Source organism: Micromonospora sp. WMMA1363 (assembly GCF_030345795.1).
GTDB lineage: Bacteria > Actinomycetota > Actinomycetes > Mycobacteriales > Micromonosporaceae > Micromonospora.
Genome location: NZ_JAUALB010000001.1, coordinates 1,569,796 through 1,590,898 on the forward strand (window position 1 = coordinate 1,569,796; position 21,103 = coordinate 1,590,898).

General features: G+C 72.0%; 21 protein-coding genes. 10 read left to right on the forward strand and 11 right to left on the reverse strand.

Translation table 11 applies throughout. The features are described from left to right. Positions 1-56: 56 nt before the first annotated feature. From QTQ03_RS07275 to QTQ03_RS07295, 5 genes are read left to right on the forward strand one after another with little or no spacing between them, the layout of a single operon-like run. Complete coding sequence (locus QTQ03_RS07275; RefSeq protein WP_289277320.1) at positions 57-1,640, forward strand: FadD3 family acyl-CoA ligase; 1,584 nt, start codon at positions 57-59, stop codon at positions 1,638-1,640. Continuing rightward, entirely contained in the window at positions 1,637-2,482 is an 846-nt protein-coding gene (locus QTQ03_RS07280) for an enoyl-CoA hydratase (protein ID WP_289277321.1), read from the forward strand. Before QTQ03_RS07275 ends, QTQ03_RS07280 begins: the two co-directional genes overlap by 4 nt. A gap of 14 nt (positions 2,483-2,496) precedes the next feature. Further along, a complete protein-coding gene (locus QTQ03_RS07285; RefSeq protein ID WP_289280722.1) occupies positions 2,497-3,681 on the forward strand; it encodes an acyl-CoA dehydrogenase family protein in 1,185 nt (394 codons plus the stop codon). Continuing rightward, entirely contained in the window at positions 3,678-4,685 is a 1,008-nt protein-coding gene (locus QTQ03_RS07290; RefSeq protein WP_289277322.1) for an acyl-CoA dehydrogenase family protein, read from the forward strand. The genes QTQ03_RS07285 and QTQ03_RS07290 overlap by 4 nt, the downstream gene beginning before the upstream one ends. Continuing rightward, positions 4,682-5,860, forward strand: coding sequence for an acyl-CoA dehydrogenase family protein (locus QTQ03_RS07295; protein ID WP_289277323.1), 1,179 nt, complete (start codon positions 4,682-4,684; stop codon positions 5,858-5,860). Before QTQ03_RS07290 ends, QTQ03_RS07295 begins: the two co-directional genes overlap by 4 nt. Here QTQ03_RS07295 and hsaB read toward each other — a convergent pair. From hsaB to hsaA, 4 genes are read right to left on the reverse strand one after another with little or no spacing between them, the layout of a single operon-like run. After that, positions 5,770-6,309, reverse strand: a complete 540-nt coding sequence (gene hsaB / locus QTQ03_RS07300; protein WP_289277324.1) for a 3-hydroxy-9,10-secoandrosta-1,3,5(10)-triene-9,17-dione monooxygenase reductase subunit — start codon at positions 6,307-6,309, stop codon at positions 5,770-5,772. The two genes, QTQ03_RS07295 and hsaB, sit on opposite strands and share 91 nt — an antisense overlap. 7 nt (positions 6,310-6,316) lie before the next feature. After that, positions 6,317-7,216, reverse strand: a complete 900-nt coding sequence (gene hsaC / locus QTQ03_RS07305) for an iron-dependent extradiol dioxygenase HsaC (RefSeq protein ID WP_289277325.1) — start codon at positions 7,214-7,216, stop codon at positions 6,317-6,319. Then, positions 7,213-8,091, reverse strand: coding sequence for a 4,5:9,10-diseco-3-hydroxy-5,9,17-trioxoandrosta-1(10),2-diene-4-oate hydrolase (gene hsaD / locus QTQ03_RS07310; RefSeq protein WP_289277326.1), 879 nt, complete (start codon positions 8,089-8,091; stop codon positions 7,213-7,215). The genes hsaC and hsaD overlap by 4 nt, the downstream gene beginning before the upstream one ends. Positions 8,092-8,104: 13 nt before the next feature. Further along, positions 8,105-9,280 (reverse strand): 3-hydroxy-9,10-secoandrosta-1,3,5(10)-triene-9,17-dione monooxygenase oxygenase subunit, encoded by a 1,176-nt coding sequence (gene hsaA, locus QTQ03_RS07315; protein ID WP_289277327.1) that lies wholly within the window; start codon positions 9,278-9,280, stop codon positions 8,105-8,107. 160 nt (positions 9,281-9,440) lie between these two features. Between hsaA and QTQ03_RS07320 the strand changes: the two genes are divergently transcribed. From QTQ03_RS07320 to chsH3, 4 genes are all read left to right on the forward strand, one after another. Beyond that, on the forward strand, positions 9,441-10,583 hold the full coding sequence (locus QTQ03_RS07320) for a 3-ketosteroid-9-alpha-monooxygenase, oxygenase component (protein WP_289277328.1): 1,143 nt from the start codon (positions 9,441-9,443) through the stop codon (positions 10,581-10,583). Beyond that, positions 10,580-10,852 (forward strand): hypothetical protein, encoded by a 273-nt coding sequence (locus QTQ03_RS07325; protein WP_289277329.1) that lies wholly within the window; start codon positions 10,580-10,582, stop codon positions 10,850-10,852. Before QTQ03_RS07320 ends, QTQ03_RS07325 begins: the two co-directional genes overlap by 4 nt. Beyond that, positions 10,849-11,868, forward strand: coding sequence for a ferredoxin--NADP reductase (locus tag QTQ03_RS07330; RefSeq protein WP_289277330.1), 1,020 nt, complete (start codon positions 10,849-10,851; stop codon positions 11,866-11,868). Before QTQ03_RS07325 ends, QTQ03_RS07330 begins: the two co-directional genes overlap by 4 nt. A gap of 112 nt (positions 11,869-11,980) precedes the next feature. Further along, positions 11,981-12,814 (forward strand): enoyl-CoA hydratase ChsH3, encoded by an 834-nt coding sequence (gene chsH3, locus QTQ03_RS07335; protein ID WP_289277331.1) that lies wholly within the window; start codon positions 11,981-11,983, stop codon positions 12,812-12,814. 22 nt (positions 12,815-12,836) lie between these two features. On the opposite strand, the gene QTQ03_RS07340 is transcribed toward chsH3, so the two are convergent. The 6 genes from QTQ03_RS07340 to QTQ03_RS07365 are packed head-to-tail and all read right to left on the reverse strand — an operon-like array spanning position 12,837 to position 19,750. Continuing rightward, positions 12,837-14,006 (reverse strand): lipid-transfer protein, encoded by a 1,170-nt coding sequence (locus tag QTQ03_RS07340; RefSeq protein WP_289277332.1) that lies wholly within the window; start codon positions 14,004-14,006, stop codon positions 12,837-12,839. Beyond that, complete coding sequence (locus tag QTQ03_RS07345; RefSeq protein WP_289277333.1) at positions 14,003-14,392, reverse strand: MaoC/PaaZ C-terminal domain-containing protein; 390 nt, start codon at positions 14,390-14,392, stop codon at positions 14,003-14,005. Before QTQ03_RS07345 ends, QTQ03_RS07340 begins: the two co-directional genes overlap by 4 nt. After that, positions 14,389-15,309 (reverse strand): bifunctional MaoC family dehydratase N-terminal/OB-fold nucleic acid binding domain-containing protein, encoded by a 921-nt coding sequence (locus QTQ03_RS07350; protein WP_289277334.1) that lies wholly within the window; start codon positions 15,307-15,309, stop codon positions 14,389-14,391. Before QTQ03_RS07350 ends, QTQ03_RS07345 begins: the two co-directional genes overlap by 4 nt. Positions 15,310-15,321: 12 nt before the next feature. Continuing rightward, positions 15,322-16,464 carry an acyl-CoA dehydrogenase family protein gene (locus QTQ03_RS07355; protein ID WP_289277335.1) on the reverse strand — a complete coding sequence of 381 codons (1,143 nt, stop codon included), beginning with the start codon at positions 16,462-16,464 and terminating at the stop codon, positions 15,322-15,324. Continuing rightward, complete coding sequence (locus QTQ03_RS07360; protein ID WP_289277336.1) at positions 16,445-17,503, reverse strand: acyl-CoA dehydrogenase family protein; 1,059 nt, start codon at positions 17,501-17,503, stop codon at positions 16,445-16,447. Before QTQ03_RS07360 ends, QTQ03_RS07355 begins: the two co-directional genes overlap by 20 nt. Further along, on the reverse strand, positions 17,504-19,750 hold the full coding sequence (locus tag QTQ03_RS07365; protein ID WP_289277337.1) for an acyl-CoA dehydrogenase family protein: 2,247 nt from the start codon (positions 19,748-19,750) through the stop codon (positions 17,504-17,506). A 173-nt stretch (positions 19,751-19,923) separates the two neighbouring features. Here QTQ03_RS07365 and kstR point away from each other — a divergent pair, with 173 nt between their 5' ends. Next, a complete protein-coding gene (gene kstR / locus QTQ03_RS07370) occupies positions 19,924-20,547 on the forward strand; it encodes a cholesterol catabolism transcriptional regulator KstR (RefSeq protein ID WP_289277338.1) in 624 nt (207 codons plus the stop codon). Between the two features lie 74 nt (positions 20,548-20,621). Here kstR and QTQ03_RS07375 read toward each other — a convergent pair whose 3' ends face one another. Then, a complete protein-coding gene (locus QTQ03_RS07375) occupies positions 20,622-21,053 on the reverse strand; it encodes a type II toxin-antitoxin system Rv0910 family toxin (RefSeq protein WP_289277339.1) in 432 nt (143 codons plus the stop codon). Positions 21,054-21,103 lie beyond the last annotated feature (50 nt).

Here is a 21,103-nt window from a genome sequence, read left to right on the forward strand (position 1 = left end):
CCCGACGCGCGCGTAGGCTCACCCTACCAAGCACTTGCTTGTGTGAGGAGGTGTCGATGGAGCCCACCATCCCCGCCGTCGTCGCCCGAGCGGCCCGGACGTACGGTGACGCCCTGGCCCTGGCCGAGCCGGACGGGCCGCGGCTGACCTTCGCGGCGCTACACGAGGCGGTCCGCACCGTGGCGCGGGCACTCATCGCGACGGGGGTGCGGCCCGGCGACCGGGTGGCGATCTGGTCACCGAACACCCACCACTGGGTGCCGGCCGCGCTGGGGATCGGCTACGCCGGTGCGACGCTGGTGCCGGTGAACACCCGATACACCGGGCCGGAGGCGTTGGACGTGGTGCGCCGCAGCGAGGCCCGCGCGCTGCTCGTGGCCGGCACCTTCCTCGGCGTCGACCGGCTCGCCACGCTGCGCGCGGCGGCGGCCGAGCAGGGCGCCGCCCTACCCGAGGTGATCGTGGAGATCCCGGTCGAACCCGGCGCCGCAGCGGCCACCGACGCGACCGGGTGGCCCGCCTTCCTGCGCCTGGCCGACACCGTACCGGCGGCCCGCGTCGACGCACGGGCGACGGCGGTGACGCCGGAATGGGTCAGTGACATCCTCTTCACCTCGGGCACCACCGGGCGCAGCAAGGGGGCGATGAGCGCGCACCGGCAGACGCTGGCCGTGGCAACGGAGTGGGCGCGGATCGGCCGGCTGTCCCCGGCCGACCGGTATCTCGTCGTCAACCCGTTCTTCCACAGCTTCGGACTCAAGGCCGGAATCCTGTCCTGCCTGGTCAGCGGCGCCACCCTCGTGCCGCAGGCGGTCTTCGACGCCGGGCGGGTGCTGCGCCTGGTCCAGCAGGAGAACATCACCGTCCTGCCCGGCCCGCCGACGATCTACCAGAGCCTGCTCGACCACCCCGACCGGGCCCGGCACGACCTGTCCACGCTACGACTCGCGGTCACCGGAGCGGCCACGGTGCCGGCGGCGTTGATCGAGCGAATCCGCGACGAACTGGGCTTCGAGACCATCCTGACCGCGTACGGATTGACCGAGGCGGTGGTGGCGACGATGTGCCGCCCGGGTGACGACCCGCGGACCGTGGCGCGGACCTCGGGACGGGCCGCGGCCGGCTTCGAGGTGCGGGTGGTCGGCCCGGACGGAGCGCCGGTCTCCACCGGCGAGCCGGGTGAGATCCTGCTGCGCGGTCCGAACGTGATGCTCGGCTACCTCGACGACCCGGCGGCGACCGCCACCGCGGTCGACCCCGACGGTTGGCTGCACACCGGTGATGTCGGGCGGCTCGACGAGCGCGGCTACCTGAGCATCACCGACCGGCTGGGGGACATGTACGTCTGCGGTGGGTTCAACGTGTACCCGGCCGAGGTCGAGCAGGTGCTCGCCCGGCTGGTCGGTGTCGCCGAGTCCGCGGTGGTCGGCGTGCCCGACCCGCGGCTGGGCGAGGTCGGCAAGGCATACGTGGTCCTTGCGCCCGACCACCTGCTGTCGACCGAGGACGTGCTCTCCTTCTGCCGCACCCGGCTGGCCAACTACAAGGTCCCGCGAGTGGTCGAGTTCCGCACCGCACTGCCGCGCAACCCGACCGGCAAACCGCTCAAGCAGGTACTTCGGCAGGAGGCAGCGCAGTGACAGACGACGAGCCGGTGCGGTTCGAGCGCCGGGGACCGACCGCCGTGGTGACGATGAACCGGCCCCGGTACCGAAACGCCCAGAACTCCGCGATGACCTACGCCCTCGACTCCGCTTTCGCCCGAGCCGTGGACGACGACTCGGTCGCGGTCATCGTGCTCGCCGGCGCCGGTGAGCACTTCTCCGCGGGCCACGACATCGGCTCGCCCGGCCGAGACGTCGACCAGACCTTCGATCGCCGGGCGGTGCTGTGGTGGGACCACGTCGGCAGGCCCGGCGCCGACCAGCGGTACGCCCGGGAGATGGAGGTCTACCTCGGCATGTGCCGGCGCTGGCGGGAGCTGCCGAAGCCGACCGTCGCGATGGTGCAGGGGGCCTGCCTCGCCGGCGGGCTCATGCTGGCCTGGGTCTGCGACCTGATCATCGCGGCCGAGGACGCGTACTTCGCGGACCCCGTGGTGCGGATGGGCATTCCCGGCGTGGAGTACTTCGCCCACCCGTGGGTGCTGGGGCCACGCTTCGCCAAGGAGATCCTGTTCACCGGCGACCGCTTCGGCGCCCGGCGGGCGTACGAGGTCGGCATGGTCAACCAGGTCGTTCCCCGCGCGGACCTGGCGTCGCACACCCTCGGCGTCGCCGAGCGGATCGCCGCGATGCCCCGTTTCGGACTGGCCCTGACCAAACGGGCGGTCAATCAGTCGGAGGACCTGATGGGGATGCGTTCGGCGATGGACGCAGCCTTCGGTCTGCACCACCTCGCGCACGCGCACAACGCGGAGGTGTCGGGCGATTCGCTGGCCGGAATGGACGCCGGCAGCATGAAGGCGAGGGCGACCTCGTGAGGCAGGCCGGCACGATGAACCTGGACCTCGACGACGAGGTCCGCGCGTTCCGGGCGGAGGTCCGGTCGTGGCTGACCGCGAACGTGCCCACCGGGCCGCTGCCGCCCATGGACACGGCCGACGGCGACGCGGCCCACCGGGCGTGGGAACGGCACCTCGCCCAGGCCCGGCTGTCGGTGGTGTCGTGGCCCACACGCTACGGCGGCCGGGCCGTCCCACCGCTGTACTGGCTGATCTTCGAGGAGGAGTACCACGCCGCGCGCGCCCCGGCCCGGATCAACCAGAACGGTCTCTTCCTGCTCGCGCCCACCCTGTTCACCCACGGCACCGCCGAGCAGCGCGGCCGCCTGCTGCCCCGGATGGCCCGTGCCGACGACGTGTGGGCTCAGGCCTGGTCGGAGCCGGACGCCGGCAGCGACCTGGCCGGGATCCGATCCCGTGCGGCACGCGCCGACGGCGGATGGCTGTTGTCGGGGCAGAAGACCTGGAGCACCCGCGCTACCCATGCGGATCGCGCGTTCGGGCTCTTCCGCACCGGCGCGGACCGCCACCGGGGCCTGACGTACCTGATGTTCGATCTGCGCGCCGAGGGCGTCACGGTCCGCCCGATCCGCCAGCTCGGCGGTGCGGCCGGCTTCGCCGAGATCTTCCTCGACGGGGTGTTCGTGCCCGACGCCGACGTGCTCGGCGAGGTGAACCAGGGCTGGGCCGTCGCGATGAGCACCGCCGGCCACGAGCGTGGGCTGTCGCTGCGCAGCCCGGGACGGTTCACCGCCGCGGCCCGGCGACTCGTGCGGCTGTGGCGCCAGACCGGTCACCCGGCCGACCCGACCCTACGCGACCGCGTCGTCGACGCCTGGGTCGCCGCCCAGGCGTACCGGATGCACGGCTACGGCACCGTCAGCCAGCCCGCGGGCGACCGGGCGACCGGCCCGACCACGTTCCCGAGCGGCTCCGCCGCCAGCATGACGAAGGTCTTCTGGTCGGACCTGGACGTCGCGCTGCACGAGGTGGCGCTCGACCTGCTCGGGCCGCACGCCGAGACCGGCGGCGTACGAACGGACACCGGCGGCGGGGCGGACGCCTGGCTGGACGGCTACCTGTTCTCCCTGGCGGGTCCGATCTACGCCGGCACCAACGAGATCCAGCGCACCGTGATCGCCGAACGGGTACTCGGCCTGCCCCGGGATCCCCGATGAGACTTGCGCTCTCCGCGGAGCAGGAACAGCTCGCCGCCGTCCTGCACGCGATGCTGGCCGAGGCGGACATTCCCGCCGTCGCCCGGCGGTGGGCCACCGACGACCACGCTCCCGGGCGGACGGTCTGGCGCCGCCTGGCGGACCTGGGAGTGACCGGTCTCGCGGTGCCGGCCCGGTGGGGCGGCCTGGCCGCGCACCCGGCGGACGTCGTCGTCGCGTGCGAGGAACTCGGACACCACGCCCTACCCGGTCCGGTCGCCGAGTCCGTCGCCGCCGTGCCCGTGCTGCTCACGACACTCGGCGACGAGGCGCTGTGCGAGTCCTGGCTGCCACGCCTCGCCGCCGGCGAGGTGGTCGGCACGCTCGCCGTGGCACCCCACCTGCCGTACGCCACGGACGCCGACGTCGCCACCCTGGTGCTCCGCGCCGACGCGCGGACGCTGCGCCTCGGGGTGCCCGGAGTACGGCTCCGCTCGGTGGACGACACTCGGCGGTTGGTCGAGGTGGCCGACGGCGCGCTGCTCGCAGCCGGCCCGGCCGTCACGCAAGCCGTCGCCCGCGCGCTCGACGCCGGCGCGTTGGCCTGCGCGGCGCAGCTTCTCGGCGCGGGCCACGCGCTGCTCGAGACGACCACCCGGTACGCCGGCGAACGTACCCAGTTCGGCCGGCCGATCGGGCAGTTCCAGGCGGTCAAGCACATGCTCGCCGACGTGGCCGTCGGACTCCAGTTCGCCCGGCCACTGCTGTACGCCGCGGCGGTGGCCGTCGCCGACGACACCCCCACCGCCGTCCGGGACGTCTCCGCCGCGAGGGTGGCGTGCGCGGACGCCGCCCTCCGCGCCGCCCGTACCGCCCTCCAGGTGCACGGGGCGTTCGGGTACGCCCGGGAGTCCGGTCTCGATTCCTGGCTGACCAGGATCTGGGCCCTGGCCCGCTCGTGGGGCACCCAGTCCTGGCACCGTGGTCGGATCATGGCCGCGCTGACCGCCGATGACCTGGCATGACGGCGGAGCAGGAGGCCCTGCGGATGGCCGTACGCGGGGTGCTGGCCCGACACGCGTCCGGCCGGTCCGTCGCGGAGACGACCGAATCGACGGCCGGGGATGACACCGAGTTGTGGCGGGTGCTGTGCGGCCAGATCGGTGTGGCGGGTCTGGCGGTACCCGAACGCTTCGGCGGGCTCGGTGCCGGCCTGGTGGAGACCCACGTCGTGTTGGACGAACTGGGTCGTACCCTCACCCCCTCGCCGATGCTCGGCTGCGCGGTTCTCGCCGGCCAGGCGTTGCTGCGCACCGGTGACGAGTCCGCCTGCCGGCGGATCCTGCCCGATCTCGTCACCGGGCGGCGGCTGGCGGCCCTCGCGTGGACCGACCACCACGGTGACTGGGACCCGCACCGACCGGCGTACTCGGTCACCGAGGGCGGCCGCCTCACCGGGGAGGCACACCACGTGCTCGATGCGCACCTGGCAGACGTGCTGGTGGTCGCCGCCGGCACGCCGGCGGGGACCCGGCTGTTCGAGGTGGACCCCCGCGGCGCCGGCGTGCGTCGGCACCTGGTCACCACAATGGACCTCACCCGGCGACTGGCGGTGGTCACGCTCGACGGGGCACCGGGACACCGGTTGGGCGACACGAACCCGCTGGAGTGGGTCCGTGACGTCGCCTGCGTCGCCCTCAGTGCCGAGCAGGTCGGTGCCGCCGCTCGGGCCCTGGAGCTGACCGTGGCCCACGCCCTGACCCGGGTGCAGTTCGGCCGGCCCATCGGCGGGTTCCAGGCGCTCGCGCACCGGCTGGCCGACCTGCGGGTGGTGGTGGACAGCGCCCGGTCGCTGTCGTACGCCGCGGCGTCGAGCCTCGACGCCGACGCGCCCGACGCCGACCTGCTCGCGGCCGGAGCCGCGGTCTACTGCGCCGAGGCGCTGGAGCAGGCAGCCGCCGAGATGATCCAGCTCCACGGGGGGATCGGCATCACCTGGGAGCACGACGCCCACCGCTACTTCAAGCGGGCGCACGGAGCGGCCCACCTGTTCGGTCACGCGCGGGCGCACGTCGCCCGCCTCGCGGAGACGGTCGTCGGGGGCGGCGATCAGATCCAGTCGGTGTGCCGGGGCCACGCGAGCAGGGTGTCCACCACCTCCGGCGGCGCGTGTGACGAGACCGGCGCGGCATCGGTGTAGCGTCCGGTGTAGAACAGCAGCGGTCGGGCGTCGCGGACGATGGCGAGGTCGGTCACCCGCCCGATCACGATGTCGTGGTCCCCGCCCGACCACACGGACTCGATGCGACAGTCGACCCAGGCGAGCACGGCGTCGATGATCGGCGCGCCGCCGGGCGACCGCACCCAGGAGACACCGGCGAACTTGTCCGCGCCGCTGACTCCGAAGACCCGCGACACGTCGCGTTGGTCCTCGGCGAGGATGTTGACGCAGAAGTGGCCGGCCCGGGCGATCCGACGCCAGGTGGCCGATCCCCTGCCCGGGCAGAACAGCACCAGCGGCGGATCCAGGGACAGGGCGGCGAACGACTGACAGGCGAAGCCCACCGGCGTCTCGCCGTCGACGCTGGTCACCACGGTCACCCCGGTACAGAAGTGACCGAGTACCCGGCGGAACCGCAGCTGGTCCACGGCAGTCTCAGCGCGGCCGGGCGAACCGGTGTCCCCAGAGACTGTGCGCCGTTGTCTCCCGCGACACCCAGGTGGCATCGTCGACGAGTAGGCCGTCCGTGCCGTACTCGATGTCGAATCCGCCCGGTGACCGAAGGTAGAACGAGACCATCAGGTCGTTCGCGTGCCGGCCCAACGTGGCCGCGACGGCGGTTCCGTTGCGCTGGCATCGGTCGATCGCACGGCCGACGTCGTCGAGTGTGGTGACCTCGACCATGACGTGCACGATACGGGTGCTCGTCGGGATGGGGGCGATCGCCAGGCTGTGGTGGCGCGGTCCGCAGCCCAGGAAGCGGATCCACAGCGGGTCGCCGCCGGGCGGCAGGCCGACCAACTCCGGCGCCAGCCGCAACGAGTCGCGCAGTCGGAAGCCCAGCAGGTCGGTGTAGAAGCGCAGACCCTCGGCGTCGTCGCCGGCGGAGAGCACGACGTGACCGAGCCCGCCGGCACCGGTGACGAACCGGTTGCCGTACGGGCTGACCGCCGGGCGGTCCGCCAGTGCCACTCCCGAGAACAGCTCCAGCGGATTGCCGAAGGGATCGTTGAAACGGACCAGATCCGCCACCCGGCGCTCGGCGAGATCGCCCGGGGTGCCCTGCTCGGTGGCGATTCCGGCCTTTTCCAGTCTCCCGGCCAGTTCGGCCAGCGACTGCCGGTCCGGCAGCTCGAACCCGGCGGCGAGCAGCGTGTCACGTGCGCCGGGAACGATGACGAGCCGGGCTGGGAAGTCATCCATCCGCAGGTAGAGCGCTGACGAGTCCGGTCCGCTGTCCGGCACCATTCCGAGCACGGTCTCGCCGAACTCACGCCACGCGTCGACGTCGGTGGCTTCGATCCGGAGGTATCCCAAGGAACGGAGTCCGCTCATGCCGTCTCTCCCGGTAGGAAGCCGATCACCAATCGGTTGAACTCGTCGAACCGTTCCAGCTGGGCCCAGTGGCCACAGCCGCCGAACACGTGCAGCCTGGCCCGTGGGATGAGCTTGAGCGCCACCAAGGCACCGTCGAGCGGGTTGACCCGGTCCTCCCGGCCCCAGACCAGCAACACCTCGTTGCGCAGTCGGTGCGCCTCCCGCCACAGCAGCCCCTCCTCGACCAGCGTCGGGTCCCGGAAGGAGGCACCCATCGACGCCATGGCGCGCAGCGCCGCCGGATCGTTGGCCATCGCCCAGCGCTCGTCGACCAGTTCGTCGGTGACGAGGCTCTGGTCGTAGACCAGCGTGCGTAGAAAGGCGACCAGCTTCTCCCGGCTCGGTCCGGGTGGGGCCGCGAACTCGACCAACCGCCGCACGCCCTCGGTCGGCTCGGGTGCGAAGACGTTGAGACTGAGCCCACCCGGCCCCATCAGCACCAGCCGGTCCGCGCGGTCGGGGTGGCGCAGGGCGAACCGCACGGCGGTGCCGCCGCCCAGCGAGTTACCGATCAGGTGGACCCGGTCGACACCCAACCCGTCGAGCAGCCCGGCGAGCGTGTCGGCGGCGTAGGTGAAGAAGTGGCCGGCGACCCCGGCCGCGTCCGACCGACCGAACCCCGGCTGGTCCACCGCGAGAACCCGGAACCGACTCGCCAACACGGGCACGTTGCCGCCGAAGTTACTCCAGGCCGACGCCCCGGGACCGCCACCGTGTAACAACACGATCGGGGTGCCACCCGCAGTGCCCGCGTCGTGGTAATGCACGAGTGAGTCGCCGACCCGCGTCGACCGGCTGGTCGACGTGGCGTCCGCGCTGACCACCACCGTCATCGAACCTCCTCGATCACAGCATCGCGTCGGCGATGTCGAGGCCGAATTCACCCTTGCCGAACATCACCATGGCCCGCTCCGGGTCGTTGATCGCGTGCACCCGGCCGGCGTGCGCGTCCCGCCAGAACCGTTGGATCGGGGTACCGGCGACGAGCGCGCGCCCGCCGGAGTTCTCGAACAGCCGGTCCACCGCGCCGATCGCCTGGCCGGTGCCGCGCACCTGGTCGCGACGGATCCGCAACCGCAGGGGCAGCGGTATCCGCGTGTCGGCGGCGACGACCTCCATCAGCTCCCGCATGTTGTGCTCCATCGCGAGGACCGCCGCGGCCAGGTCGGCCGACGCCTCGGCGACGCGGACCTGGGTGAACGGGTCCTCCGCCGCCCGCGATCCGATGTAGGCGGCGCGCACCCGCTCCCGCTGGTAGGACACGTGTGCCTGGTACGCGCCCTCGGCCATCCCGATGATCGGAGTGGTGATCGCGTACGAGAACAACGATCCGTACGGTATGCGGTAGAGGGGCGCGGTGTTGCTCCGTTGCCCGGGGCAGACGCACCGGGCGGTGTCGGCGAAACTCAGCGACCGGTGTTCGGGCACGAAGGCGTCGGCCACGACGATGTCGTTGCTGCCGGTTCCCCGCAGCCCGACGGTGTCCCAGACGTCGTCGATCACGTAGTCGTCCGCCGGGAGCAGGAAGGTCCGGAAGTCGCCGGGTTGACCGTCGGCGCCGGGAACGATGCCACCCAGCAACGCCCAGCGGGCGTGATCGCAGCCGGAGGAGAAGCTCCACCTGCCGCGGAGTCGGTACCCACCGTCGACCGCCGCGACCGTGCCGGTCGGCGCGTACGACGAGGACATCCTGACCTCGGTATCGGCCTCCCAGACGTCCGCCTGCGCCTGGTCGGGGAAGAGGGCGAGCTGCCAGTTGTGCACGCCGATCACCGAGGACACCCAGCCGGTGGAGCCGCAGGCGCTGGCGATGAGCCGGACCGCGGTCAGGAAGGTGACCGGGTGGGCCTCGTGTCCGCCGTACCGGGCCGGTTGCAACAGCCGGAAGACGCCGCTGTCCGCCAACGACTTGACCGTCTCGGTCGGCAGCGCCCTGCGGTCCTCGACCTCCTGCGCCCGTTCGCGAAGGACGGGCAGCAGGTCCCGGACCGCGTCGATGACCGCCTGAGGTGAGTGGCTCATCCGTCCTCCCCTTACCCTGCGGTGGCGCCTGGACCTGGTTGGCGTCTCCGCCGGGAACTATACTAGAACATGTTCTACTTGAGCCACCTGCATCGACGATTCGACGATTCCGCCAGGACGCGACCTGCCACCGATCAGCGGGCGGAGCGGGAGGGACCACATGAGCGACCGGGACGGCGTGCGTACCATCGATGCCGGCAGACCGCCGGCCAGGTTCGCCCGCGGCTGGCACTGCCTCGGCCTCGCCGAGGGTTTCCGGAACGGCGGGCCGCACGCGATCGAGGCGTTCGGCACCAAGCTGGTGGTCTTCGCCGACTCCGCCGGCCGCCTACAGGTGCTCGACGCCTACTGCCGGCACATGGGCGGAGACCTCAGCATGGGCACGATCAAGGGAGATGCGATCGCGTGCCCGTTCCACGACTGGCGGTGGGCTGGCGACGGCCGGTGCGCCCTGGTCCCCTACGCCCACCGGGTGCCCCCACGCGCCCGCACTCGGGCATGGACCAGCCGGGAACAGAACGGGCAGCTGTTCGTCTGGCACGACCCACAGGGAGCCCCACCCCCGGCGGAGGCCGTCATCCCCCGCGTCGATGGCGCCTACTCCGACGACTGGAGCAACTGGTCATGGAGCTCGGTGCGCATCGACGGTGCGAACTGCCGGGAGGTCATGGACAACGTGGTGGACATGGCCCACTTCTTCTACATCCACTTCGCCTTTCCCACCCGTTTCCGCAATGTCTTCGAGGGCCAGACCGCCGCGCAGTACCTGGAGACCAGGGGTCGCCCCGACGTGGTCACCGGCTCCACCTACGGTGACGCCGACGTCACGTTGCGCTCGGAGGCCGCGTACCACGGACCCGCGTACATGATCGACTACCTGTGGCACGACTACCACGGCACGACGGTCGAGTCAGTATTGATCAACTGCCACTACCCGGTCACGCCCACCTCCTTCGTCCTCCAGTGGGGGGTGATCGTCAAGCGGTTGCCCGGCCTGTCGACCGAGCAGGCCGACCGAGCCGCGGCCAAGATGGCCCGCAGCATCGGCGTGGGGTTCCTGCAGGACGTCGAGATCTGGAAGCACAAGAGTCGCATCGACAATCCGCTGTTGTGTGCCGAGGACGGACCGGTCTACCAGTTGCGGCGGTGGTACGACCAGTTCTACGTGGACGCCCAGGACGTCACCGAAGACATGGTGGCGCGCTACGAGTTCGAGGTGGACACCACCCGCGCGGTGGCCGTCTGGGAGGCCGAGGTCGCGCGGAACCTGGCCGCCCGGCAGACCGGAGCCGAGCCGTCGTGACCCGACCGGGAACCCCAGCCGACCGACGCGCGCAGCTGACGGCCGGACTCACCGCCCTCGCCTGCGAGGGCTGCGGCGCACAGGTGCTCGTCGGCAAGAGCAGCCCGCCGCAGACCAGCGTGCAGTGGACCATCCAGGCCGCCCTGGACTGCGCTGCCCGGACGCCGCCGGAGCACCGGCCGACGCTGACCCACACCTGCGTCGCCCTGCGGGACACCATCGAGCGGGCGGTACGCGACGGTCGGCTCCGGATATCGGCTCCCGCATGACCGGCCGGGACGCATACCACCGGATCAGGGTCAGCGCCGTCGTCGAGGAGACCGCCGACGCCCGCTCGCTGGTGCTGGCGGTGCCCGACGACCTGGCCGGCCGCTTCGCCTACCGGCCGGGGCAGTTCCTGACCGTACGCGTCCCACGCGGCGGTGGGGGTACGCTCGCCCGCTGCTACTCGCTGTCCAGCGCCCCCGAGTTGGGCGAGCCACACACGATCACGGTGAAGCGGGTGCCGGGTGGACACGCCTCGAACTGGCTGTGCGACCAGGTCACCGCGGGCACCCACCTCCAGGTGTCGCCGCCGGCTGGCCGCTTCGTCCCGGACTCGCTCGACGCCGACCTGCTGCTGCTCGCCGGCGGTAGCGGCATCACACCGATGGCGTCCATCCTCAAGTCGATCCTCGCCCGCGGCCGGGGACGGGTCGCCCTCGTCTACGCCAACCGCGACGAGGACAGCGTCATCTTCGCCGCCGCGCTGCGGGACCTCGAGACCCGTCACCCGGACCGGCTGTGGGTACGACACTGGTTCGACGCGGAGCGGGGTCCGCCGACCGCCGACGCGCTGGCCACACTCACCCGTCCGTACGCCGACCGGGACACGTTCGTCTGCGGACCCGAACCGTACCTGGTGGTGGCGCGGGACGCCCTCACCGGCCTGGGCGTGGCCGCCGAACGCATCCACGTGGAACGGTTCGAGGCGATGTCCGACGACGAGCCGCCCGCCGCCGCACCCGCCGCCGGCGCGACGGTCCAGGTGACGCTGGACGGCCGGACCCTGCGGCTTCCCTGGCCGGCGGGGACTCGCCTGCTCGACCTGCTCATCGACACCGGCCTCAACCCGCCGTACTCCTGCCGGCAGGGGATCTGCGGAGCCTGCGCGTGCCGGTTGGTCGACGGTGACGTCGTGCTCCTGCACAACGAGGTGCTCGAGGAACAGGACTTCGCCGAGGGCTACACCCTGGCCTGCCAGGCACTGCCGCTCACCGCCACGGTCGTCGTCGACTACTCGTGACGGCCGGTCCCGGTGTCGGCCGGCGACACGCCGCAGGACTCCGACGGGTAGCGACCCAGGACCCCGCCGGTATAACCTGTTCTCGTTTCCGACCGGTCGAGAGGGGACCCCGATGCCGATCGACCCGACCATGGCCATCGGCGCCGAACTACCCACCCGGGACCTCGTCTGGGACACCACCGATGTCCTGCTGTACCACCTCGCGATCGGCGCGGGCCCCGCGGACTTGCACTACGTGTACGAACGCGACCTGCGGGTGCTACCCACCTTCGCGGTGGTGACCGGCACGCTGCGCAACACCGCACCTCCCGTGCTCACGATGCCCGGGATCGACGCGGATCTCGCCCAGGCGCTGCACGGCCGCCAGGAACTCGTCGTGCACCGGCCCCTACCGCCCAGCGGACGGGCACCCGCCCGGTCCCAGATCGTCGAGGTGCAGGACAAGGGAACGGCCGCCGTCGTCGTGACCGAGACCCGCACCACCTATTTCACCAGTCGGTCCAGCGTGTTCCTCCGCGGCGAGGGCGGGTTCGGCGGCGCCCGTGGCGCGTCGACGCGGGTTCCCCCACCGGACCGCGCCCCTGACGCGGTCATCCACACTCCCACGTCGCGGCGGCAGGCACTGTGGTATCGGCTGTGCGGTGACCGCAACCCGCTGCACGTGGATCCGGCGTTCGCGGCGACAGCCGGGTTCCCCCGCCCGATCCTGCACGGCCTGTGCACGTACGGCATGGTGGGCAAGGCGGCCGTCGACGCCGTGTTGGACGGGAACCCGTCTCGGTTGGCCGGCTACGACGCTCGGTTCGCCGGCGTGGTCTACCCCGGTGAGACGCTGCTCACCCGGCTGTGGCGGGAGGACGGGCGACTCGTGCTGGCCACCTCGGTGGTGGAACGCGACAACGCCCCGGCGCTGTCCGACGCGGTGATCACGCTCCGGGACGGGTGACACGTCGCGGCGGAGCACCCGATCAGTCCCCGCGCGTCAGCAACAGGCCGCTGGTCGGCACGCCGGTGCCCGCGGTCACCAGTACCGGACCGGTCCCGCTGACCTGGTTGACCGCACTGCCCCGGAGCTGCCGGACCGCCTCCGCGATGCCGTTCATCCCGTGGATGTACGCCTCACCGAGTTGCCCGCCGTGCGGGTTGACCGGGAGTCGACCGCCCAGCTCGATCGTCCCGTCGGCGATGAAGTGCCGTGCCTCGCCCCGCGGACAGAAACCCAACTCCTCCAGCTGCATCAGCACGTACGGGGTGAAGTGGTCGTACAGCACGGCGACCCGCACGTCGTCGGGGACGAGACCCGACTGCCGCCAGAGCTGCTGCCCGACCACACCCAGCTCCGGCAGCCCGGTCAGGTCGTCCCGGTAGTAGCTGGTCATCACGTACTGGTCCGCCCCGCTGCCCTGGGCGGCGGCGGTGATCACGGCCGGGGTCGCCGGAAGGTCGGCGGCGCGTTCGACACTGGTCACCACCAGGGCGACCGCGCCGTCGCTCTCCTGGCAGCAGTCCAGCAGCCGGAGCGGCTCGGCGATCCACCGGGACGCCTGGTGGTCGGCGAGTGTGATCGGTCGTTGGTAGAACCATGCCCGCGGGTTCGTCGCGGCATGTCGGCGAGCCGCCACCGCCACCCGGCCGAAGTCCTCACCCGTGGCCCCGAAGACGTGTTGGTAGCGCCGGGCGACCATGGCCACGGTCGCGGCCGGGGTGCTTAGTCCCATCGGGTAGTGCCAGCCGTTGTCGACACCGGAGGAGGTCGGCGCGGTCGCAGCGGCCCGGGACACTCGGCCGAAGCGGCGACCGGACCGTTCGTTGAGCGCGCGGTAACACACCACGACCTCCGCCACCTTGGCGCCGACCGCCATCGCCGCCTGCTGCACCGTGCCGCAGGCCGCGCCGCCGCCATACCCGACCTGACTGAAGAAGCGCAACTCCCCGGCGCCGATCTCGCGGGCGAGGGCGACCTCGGCGGTGCTGTCCATGGTGAAGGTCACCAAGCCGTCGACGTCGGCCGCCGACAGCCCGGCGTCGGCGAGGGCGGCGCGCACGGCCTCCACGGCCAACCGGACCTCGCTGCGGCCGGACTCCTTGGAGAACTCCGTCGCTCCGACACCGACGATCGCGGCTGCTCCCGAGATCACTGGACCCCCCCGACCCGAACCCGACCCGTCACGTGGTCGCCCCGGCCGACCCGTCCGACCACCGCCACCACACACCCACCGGACCACACTTCGGCGACCTGCCCGGTCAGGACGAGAGTGTCGTACACGTAGCACGGCGCGCCGAGCCGCACGGAGATATCCCGCACCACCGCCGCCGGCCCCGCCCAGTCGGTCACGTACCGCTGCACCAGCCCGGTCGTGGTCAGGATGTTGACGAAGATGTCCTTCGAGCCCCGCCGGGCAGCCTGGTCCCGGTCGTGGTGCACATCCTGGAAGTCGCGGGTGGCGACGGCGGTGCTGACCACGAAGGTAGGGGTGGCCAGGATCCGCAGTTCGGGCAGCACGACGCCCACCTCCGTGTTCATGGCAGCAGCCGCCACGCGGGCAGGGTCAGCTCGGCGTCCACCCGCACGAAGTCGACCCGTACCGCGGCACCTATCCGCACCCGCGCCGGGTCTGCCGCCAGCACCTCGCCCACGACGCGGACCCCTTCGGTCAACTCGACCACGGCGACCACGATCGGCAGCCGCCGCCCCGGCACCGGCGGGTGATGGTGCACCACGAAGCTGAAGATCTCGCCCGTTCCACGCGCGACCACGTGCTCCGGCCGGTCGGTGCCGCACCGTGGGCAGGCCGGCCCGGGCGGATGGCGCAGCGCGCCGCATCCCCCGCACCGCTGGATACGCAGTTCACCAGCCGTGGTGCCGGCCCAGAAGAAGGCGGTGTCCGCCGTGACGACCGGCCGCAGCACGTCCGGTGCCGCCGCCGGGCGTGGTGGCGCCCCGGTGTCCGCGACGGCGGGGGAGTTTGGCGGCCGGAACTTCAGGACCCGGAAGGTCATCGACGCCACGGCCTCCTCGCCGACGTACCAGGTGCTCTCGGTGGTGACGAACCAGCCCTCACCGAGCGCGGTTCGTTTCGGTCCGATCACGTCCACCAGCCGGCTACGCACCTCGAGCCGCTCACCGTGGCGCAGGTACCGGTGGTATGTCTGTTCGCAGTTCGTCGCCACCACCGAGGTGAACCCGGCCTGGTCGAGCACGGCGGACATGGCGGTGAGGGGATCGGCGGGCTCCGCGGCCGGACGCAGACCCCGCATGGTCCACACCTGCGTCATCGCCGGAGGCGCCACCGCGGTCCGCTCGTAGACGGGATTGCCGTCACCCATCGCCTCCAGCCAATTCCGGATCATCGGCAGGTTGACCGGGTCACGCGCGTGTCGGGATGGCCCCTCACCCGCAGCCCGGATCCGCTCCGCCGCGGCGGTGATGACGCCTTCCATCGGTTCCTCCTCCTACCGAGGTACCCGGGGCAGCCCGAGTCCGGCCGTCGCGATGATTTCCCGCTGGATCTCGTTCACCCCGCCGCCGAAGGTCAGCACGAGGTTGCGTTTGACCTGGATGTCCAGCCAGGCCAGCAGCTCACCGGTGGCGGGGTCGGCCGGGTCGCCGTGGCGACCGACGAGTTCCTCCAGTGCCTGGCCGATCCGCTGCAACCGTTGGGAGCCGAAGACCTTGGTGACCGAGGCGTCCGCGGCCCGCACCGTGTCCGTCGCCACCTGCCAGTTGAGCAACTCGTTGACCCGCACGTCCGCGTAGGTCTGGGCCAGTACTCGGCGTACGTCGGCTCGGTCCAGCAGGTCCCGTTGCACGGCCCAGCGGCGTACCCGGTCGTGCACGACGGCCAGCCGGCCGGCCGGGCCGAGCATCACCCGCTCGTGGTTGAGCTGGGTGGTCATCAGCCGCCAGCCGGCGTTCTCCGCACCGACCCGCATCCCGACCGGTACCCGCACGTCGGTGTAGTAGGTCGCGTTGACGTGGTGCGACCCGTCACAGGTGATGATCGGCGTCCACGAGTAACCGGGGTCGGTGGTGTCCACGATCAGGATCGAGATCCCCTCGTGTCGTCGCGCCCCCGGTGCCGTCCGGCAGGCGAGCCAGACGTAGTCGGCGTCATGCGCGCCGGTGGTGAAGGTCTTCTGACCGTTCACGACGTAGCCGTCGTCGACGCGGACCGCGCTGGTGCGCAGGGCCGCCAGGTCGGTGCCCGCGCCCGGCTCCGTGTACCCGATCGCGAAGTGCGCTTCGCCGCGCAGGATCCGGGGCAGGAAGAACTCCCGCTGCTCCGTGGTCCCGTACGCCTGGAGGGTTGGCCCCACGGTCTGCAGGGTGACGGCCGGCAGCGGTACGTCGGCTCGGGCCGCCTCGTTGACGAAGATCTGCTGCTCCAACGGGCCGAACCCACGACCGCCGTAGGCGGTGGGCCAGCCCACGCCGAGCCAGCCGTCCCGGCCCATCCGGCGGACCACGTCGCGGTAGAGCGGACCGTGCCGCTCGGTGAGCAGCGTGGCCCGTTCCGCCGGCGAGAGCAGACCGGCGAAGTACGCCCGCAGCTCCGCCCGCAGCGCCTGCTGCCGCTCAGACAGCTCGATGTGCATGGCGGCTCCCGAGTCTCTCCAGGCATGCCTCGGTCCCGCCCAGGGACCGCACCAGGTCCCGGGCCAGCGCCGAGTACCGGTGCAGGGGGTAGGCGACGTCCAGGCCCAGCCCTCCGTGCAGGTGGTGACAGGTCCGTAGGGCCGGCAGGGCCTCCCCGGCCAACCAGTACGCCGCCACGTCCAGATCACCGGTCGCGTCGAGACCGGCTCCGAGTCGCCAGCACGCCGAGACGGTGGCGAGGTGCAGGGTGCGGGACGCCACGTAGACGTCCGCGATCTGTTGGGCGACAGCCTGGAACGCCGCCAACGGCCGACCGAACTGCTCGCGGGAGCCGACATGCGCCGAGGTGAGGGCCAACGCGCCGGCCAGCAGGCCGTCGCCCGCCGCACACGCCGCGGCCACGACGTGCCGGTAGAGGTCCTCGACCGCCGCTGCGTCGAGCAGCCCCGTGGCGGGCGCCCCGTCCAGCTGAAGTGAGTACTCCGGGGCCGAACCGCAGGTGGGTGTCCGGACCAGCGTCACCCCGGTGGCCCTCGGGTCGACGAGGGCGACTCCGACGCCCCCGGCGTCCAGACTGACGGGCGTCAGGATTCGGTACGCCTGCGCCGCGTAGGGAACGCCGAGCTTCTTGCCGGTGACGGCCCGACCACGGGTGATGGTGGTCCGGGGCGCGGTGGGCATCGGCTCGGAAGGCTCGCGCCATCCGGCCGTGAGCACCGTCGATCCGGTCGGTACGCCGGTGAGCAGGTCCCGTTGCTGCTCCCGGGAGCCCCAACGGACCACCGGGAGGACACCCAGCGCCAGGGTGGCCAGCGCCGGCAGCGCCTCGGCCCGCCGCCCGATCTCGGTCAGCACCGCTGCCACCTCGGCCGTTCCGAGCCCATCCCCGCCGAGCCAGGTCGGCATCGCCAGGGCCGGGATTCCGGCCTTGCCGAGGGCCGTCCACCTCCGCTCCGGCCCCCCGTCACCGGGGCCGTCCAACGCCGCCTCGACAGCCTCGACGACCGCCCGCTGCCGGTCGTCCGGTGCGAACCGCATTCAGCTCCCCTCCCCCTTGGGCAGGCCCAACACCCGCTCGGCCACCAGGGACAGCAGGATCTGGGTGGTGCCGCCGGCAATGCTGAGGCATCGGGTGAGGAGGAACTGGTAGACGGGCTCGACGCTCGTACCGTCAGCTGCGGCACCGTCGGAACCGCACACCGACAGCGCCGTTTCGGCCACCGCCTGCCGATGGCCGACACCGATCAGCTTGGCCACCGCCGACTCCGGACCGCCCCGGTCACCGCCGAGTCGGCGCAGCATGGCCCGAACGTCCACCAGGGACACCGCGAGACCGTCGGCGACGTGGCCGCCGAGGCGTTCCCGTGCGCCCGGCTCGTCGACGACACCGTCGGCGCCGACCATCCGGACCAGCCGCTCGACGTCCGCGCCGAAACCCGGGCCGCGCCCCATGGCGACCCGCTCGTAGGAGAGCGTCGCCCGGGCCAGCCGCCAGCCCTGCCCCGGCTCGCCCACCACACCCTCGTCGGGGACGAAGACGCCGTCCAGAAAGACCTCGTTGAAGACCGACCGTCCGGTGATCTCACGCAGCGGGCGGATCTCGATGCCGGGACTGCGCATGTCCAGCAGGAAGTAGGTCAGCCCTTGGTGTTTGGCGGCCGCGGGGTCGGTGCGGGCCAGGCAGATCGCCCAGTCCGCCTCAGCCGCCAGCGAGGTCCACACCTTCTGGCCGGACAGTCGCCAACCGCCGGTCACCCGGTCCGCGCGGGTGCGCAGCGCGGCCAGGTCCGAACCGGCCTCCGGTTCGCTGAAGAGCTGACACCAGGTGATCTCACCGCGCAGGGACGGGCCGGCGAACCGGTCACGCTGGGCGGTACTGCCGTGGCGCAGGATGGTGGGGACCGCCCAGCCGCCGACTGTCAGGTCCGGCCGCGCGACGCCGGCCCGGTCGAGCTCCTCGTCGATCAGAAGTTGCTGCGCGGGCGAAGCATCGATGCCGTACGGCGCGGGCCAGTGCGGTGCGAGGTAGCCCACGGCGGCCAGCCCGGCGCGGCGCTCGTCCTCGGGCAGCCGCGCGATCGCCCGGATACGGCCACGTACCGCCATGCGGTTCGCGGCGTCGGTGCCGGATCCCGCCGCCGACGGTGCTGCCGTTGCCGCCGGTGCCCGGTGCTCGTCGTCGACCGTCCACAGGTTGCGCCGGGCCCCGCCCAGTGTCAGCTCCGCGCAGCGCTCCCGCCACCCGGCGCCGCCGCCGAGCAACTGCCGCACCGCAAGCGCCCGACGCAGGTAGAGGTGGGCGTCGTGCTCCCAGGTGAAGCCGATCCCGCCGAGGACCTGGATGCAGTCCTTGGCGTTGTCCACGCCCGCGTCCAGGGCGATCGCCGCGGCCGCGGCGGCGGCCAGGGGGAACTCCTCCGGCGCCTGGTCGTAGGCGCGTGCCGCGTCCCAGGCAACGGCGGCGGCCCGCTCGGCCCGGCACAGCATTCCGGCGCACAGGTGTTGGACCGCCTGGAACGATCCGATCGGCCGACCGAACTGGTACCGCACCTTGGCGTGATCGGTGGCGGCCCGCAGGCACCACCCGGCCACCGCCGCGGCTTCCACCGCTCCCAGCAACGCCGCGACGTCGCGTACCCGGGCCTGCCCGGACGAGGGCAGGAGCTGGTCTGGCCCGACGTGCGCTCCGACCATCCGCACGTCGGCCAACGGTCGGGAGAAGTCCACCGGCGTGCGGGACGTGACGCGGATTCCGTCGTGGTCCGTGTCGAGCACGAACCACACCGTGTCGGTTTCGGTGGTGGCGGCCAGCAGCAGGTGAGTGGTGGCTCCTCCGCCGAGAACGGCGCCGACCCGACCGGTCACCCGCAACGCTCCCCCCTGCACCGGCACGGCCGTCAACGTTCCCGGGGTGAGCGCGACCCCGACCGACACGTCACCGGCCGCCATCGCGGGCAGCAGGGTCCTGGCGGCGGGCACCCGCTCGTGCGGCGCGAGCGCCAGCACCGCGAGCAGGGTGGGCATGACCGGGCCTGGAACCAGGGCGTCGGTGATCTGTTCGAGCGCGGCGACCAGGTCGCTGACGCGACCGCCGTCACCACCCAGCCGTTCGGGCACGGCCAGGGCGAAACAGCCGAGGTCGACGAGGCCGGGCCAGTGCCGGTCGGCCTGCGATGACGGTCCGTTCTCCAGCGTGCGTACGGTGGCCAGGATGTTGGCCCCGGCGGCCCACCGCCGGATCGCGTCCTGGACCGCCAACTGGTCGGCGGTCGTCGCGATCGGCATCGACCCTCCCCACTCCGAGCACCGCACCACGCTCCGGACACCTCGCAGCAAGTAGAACACGTTCTATGCCATCGCCGCCAGCCACCCCCGAACATGCGTCAACCCGGACACTGCTAGGCTGGTGATGACGGCATGACCGCTACCAGTTCGACACAACACCACGAGAGGCACGGATGGCGGCGTCGAGAACACATACCAGAAACATAGGTGCCGCCGGCGGCTTGGTCGACGCCGAGCAAGGGTCAGCGGCCCAACGCGAACGCCGACGGCGCATCCTGGACGCCACCCTCGCGCTGGCATCCAGAGGCGGGTACGACGCGGTGCAGATGCGCGGCGTCGCCGAGCACGCCGACGTCGCACTCGGCACGCTGTACCGCTACTTCCCCTCCAAAATCCACCTACTGGTGTCCGCCCTGGCCAGGGAGTTCGAACGGACGCAGGACAAACTGCGCCGCACGGCCATCCCCGGAGAGACGCCGCACGAGCGGACCGTGTTCATCCTCGGCCGGGTCACCCGCGCCATGCAGCGCGACCCGATGCTGACCGAGGCGATGACCCGGGCGTTCATGTTCGCCGACCCCACCGCCGCCACCGAGGTCAACGCCGTCGCGCGATTGATGGAGGACATGTTCATCATGGCCATGCGCGACGGCGAGCCGTCGGCGGACGACCGGGCCAAGGCCCGCGTCATCGGCGACGTCTGGCTGTCCAGCCTGGTCGCCTGGGTCACCAGGCGGGCCTCGGCCAACGACGTGCACGACCACCTCGAGCTCGCCGCGCGCCTGTTGCTGCGCTGACCCGGCAGTGGCGCCGTACCGTGGGCGCGCCGGAGAACGCGCCCACGGTTGGGCCGGGGGTCGCCCGCCCGACATCAGGCCAACAGCGCGGAGAACCTGTCCAGTGACTGCCGCGCCGCCGTTCCGGCCTGCTTCTCCAGCATCCCCGCCATCGGGCCGGCCAACGCCGGTCCGATGAACTCCATCTCGAAGGTGATCTGCGAGCCGGTCCCACTCGGCTCGATCACGAATCGGTTGTGTGCCTTGACGCCCATCGGCCCGTCGCCGGTGAGTTCGAGTCGCCCCGGGGCCACGGCGGTCGTCACCTGCCATGCCATCTCCGCGGGCATTCCCATCAGCTTCACCCGCTGCCGGTAGGCGATTCCCTCGGCGAGGGTCGCCGGGATGTCACCGGGAAACGCCTCGTGCATGGTGAGCCACTCGGCATACCTCGGCAGATCCACGGCAAGCCGCCACACGGCTTCCGGCTCTACTGTGGACTCCGCGGACACACTGACCTTCGGCATCACGCACCCTCCCAACTGGGAACCCACCGCCGCCAAGCCCTTGACGACGG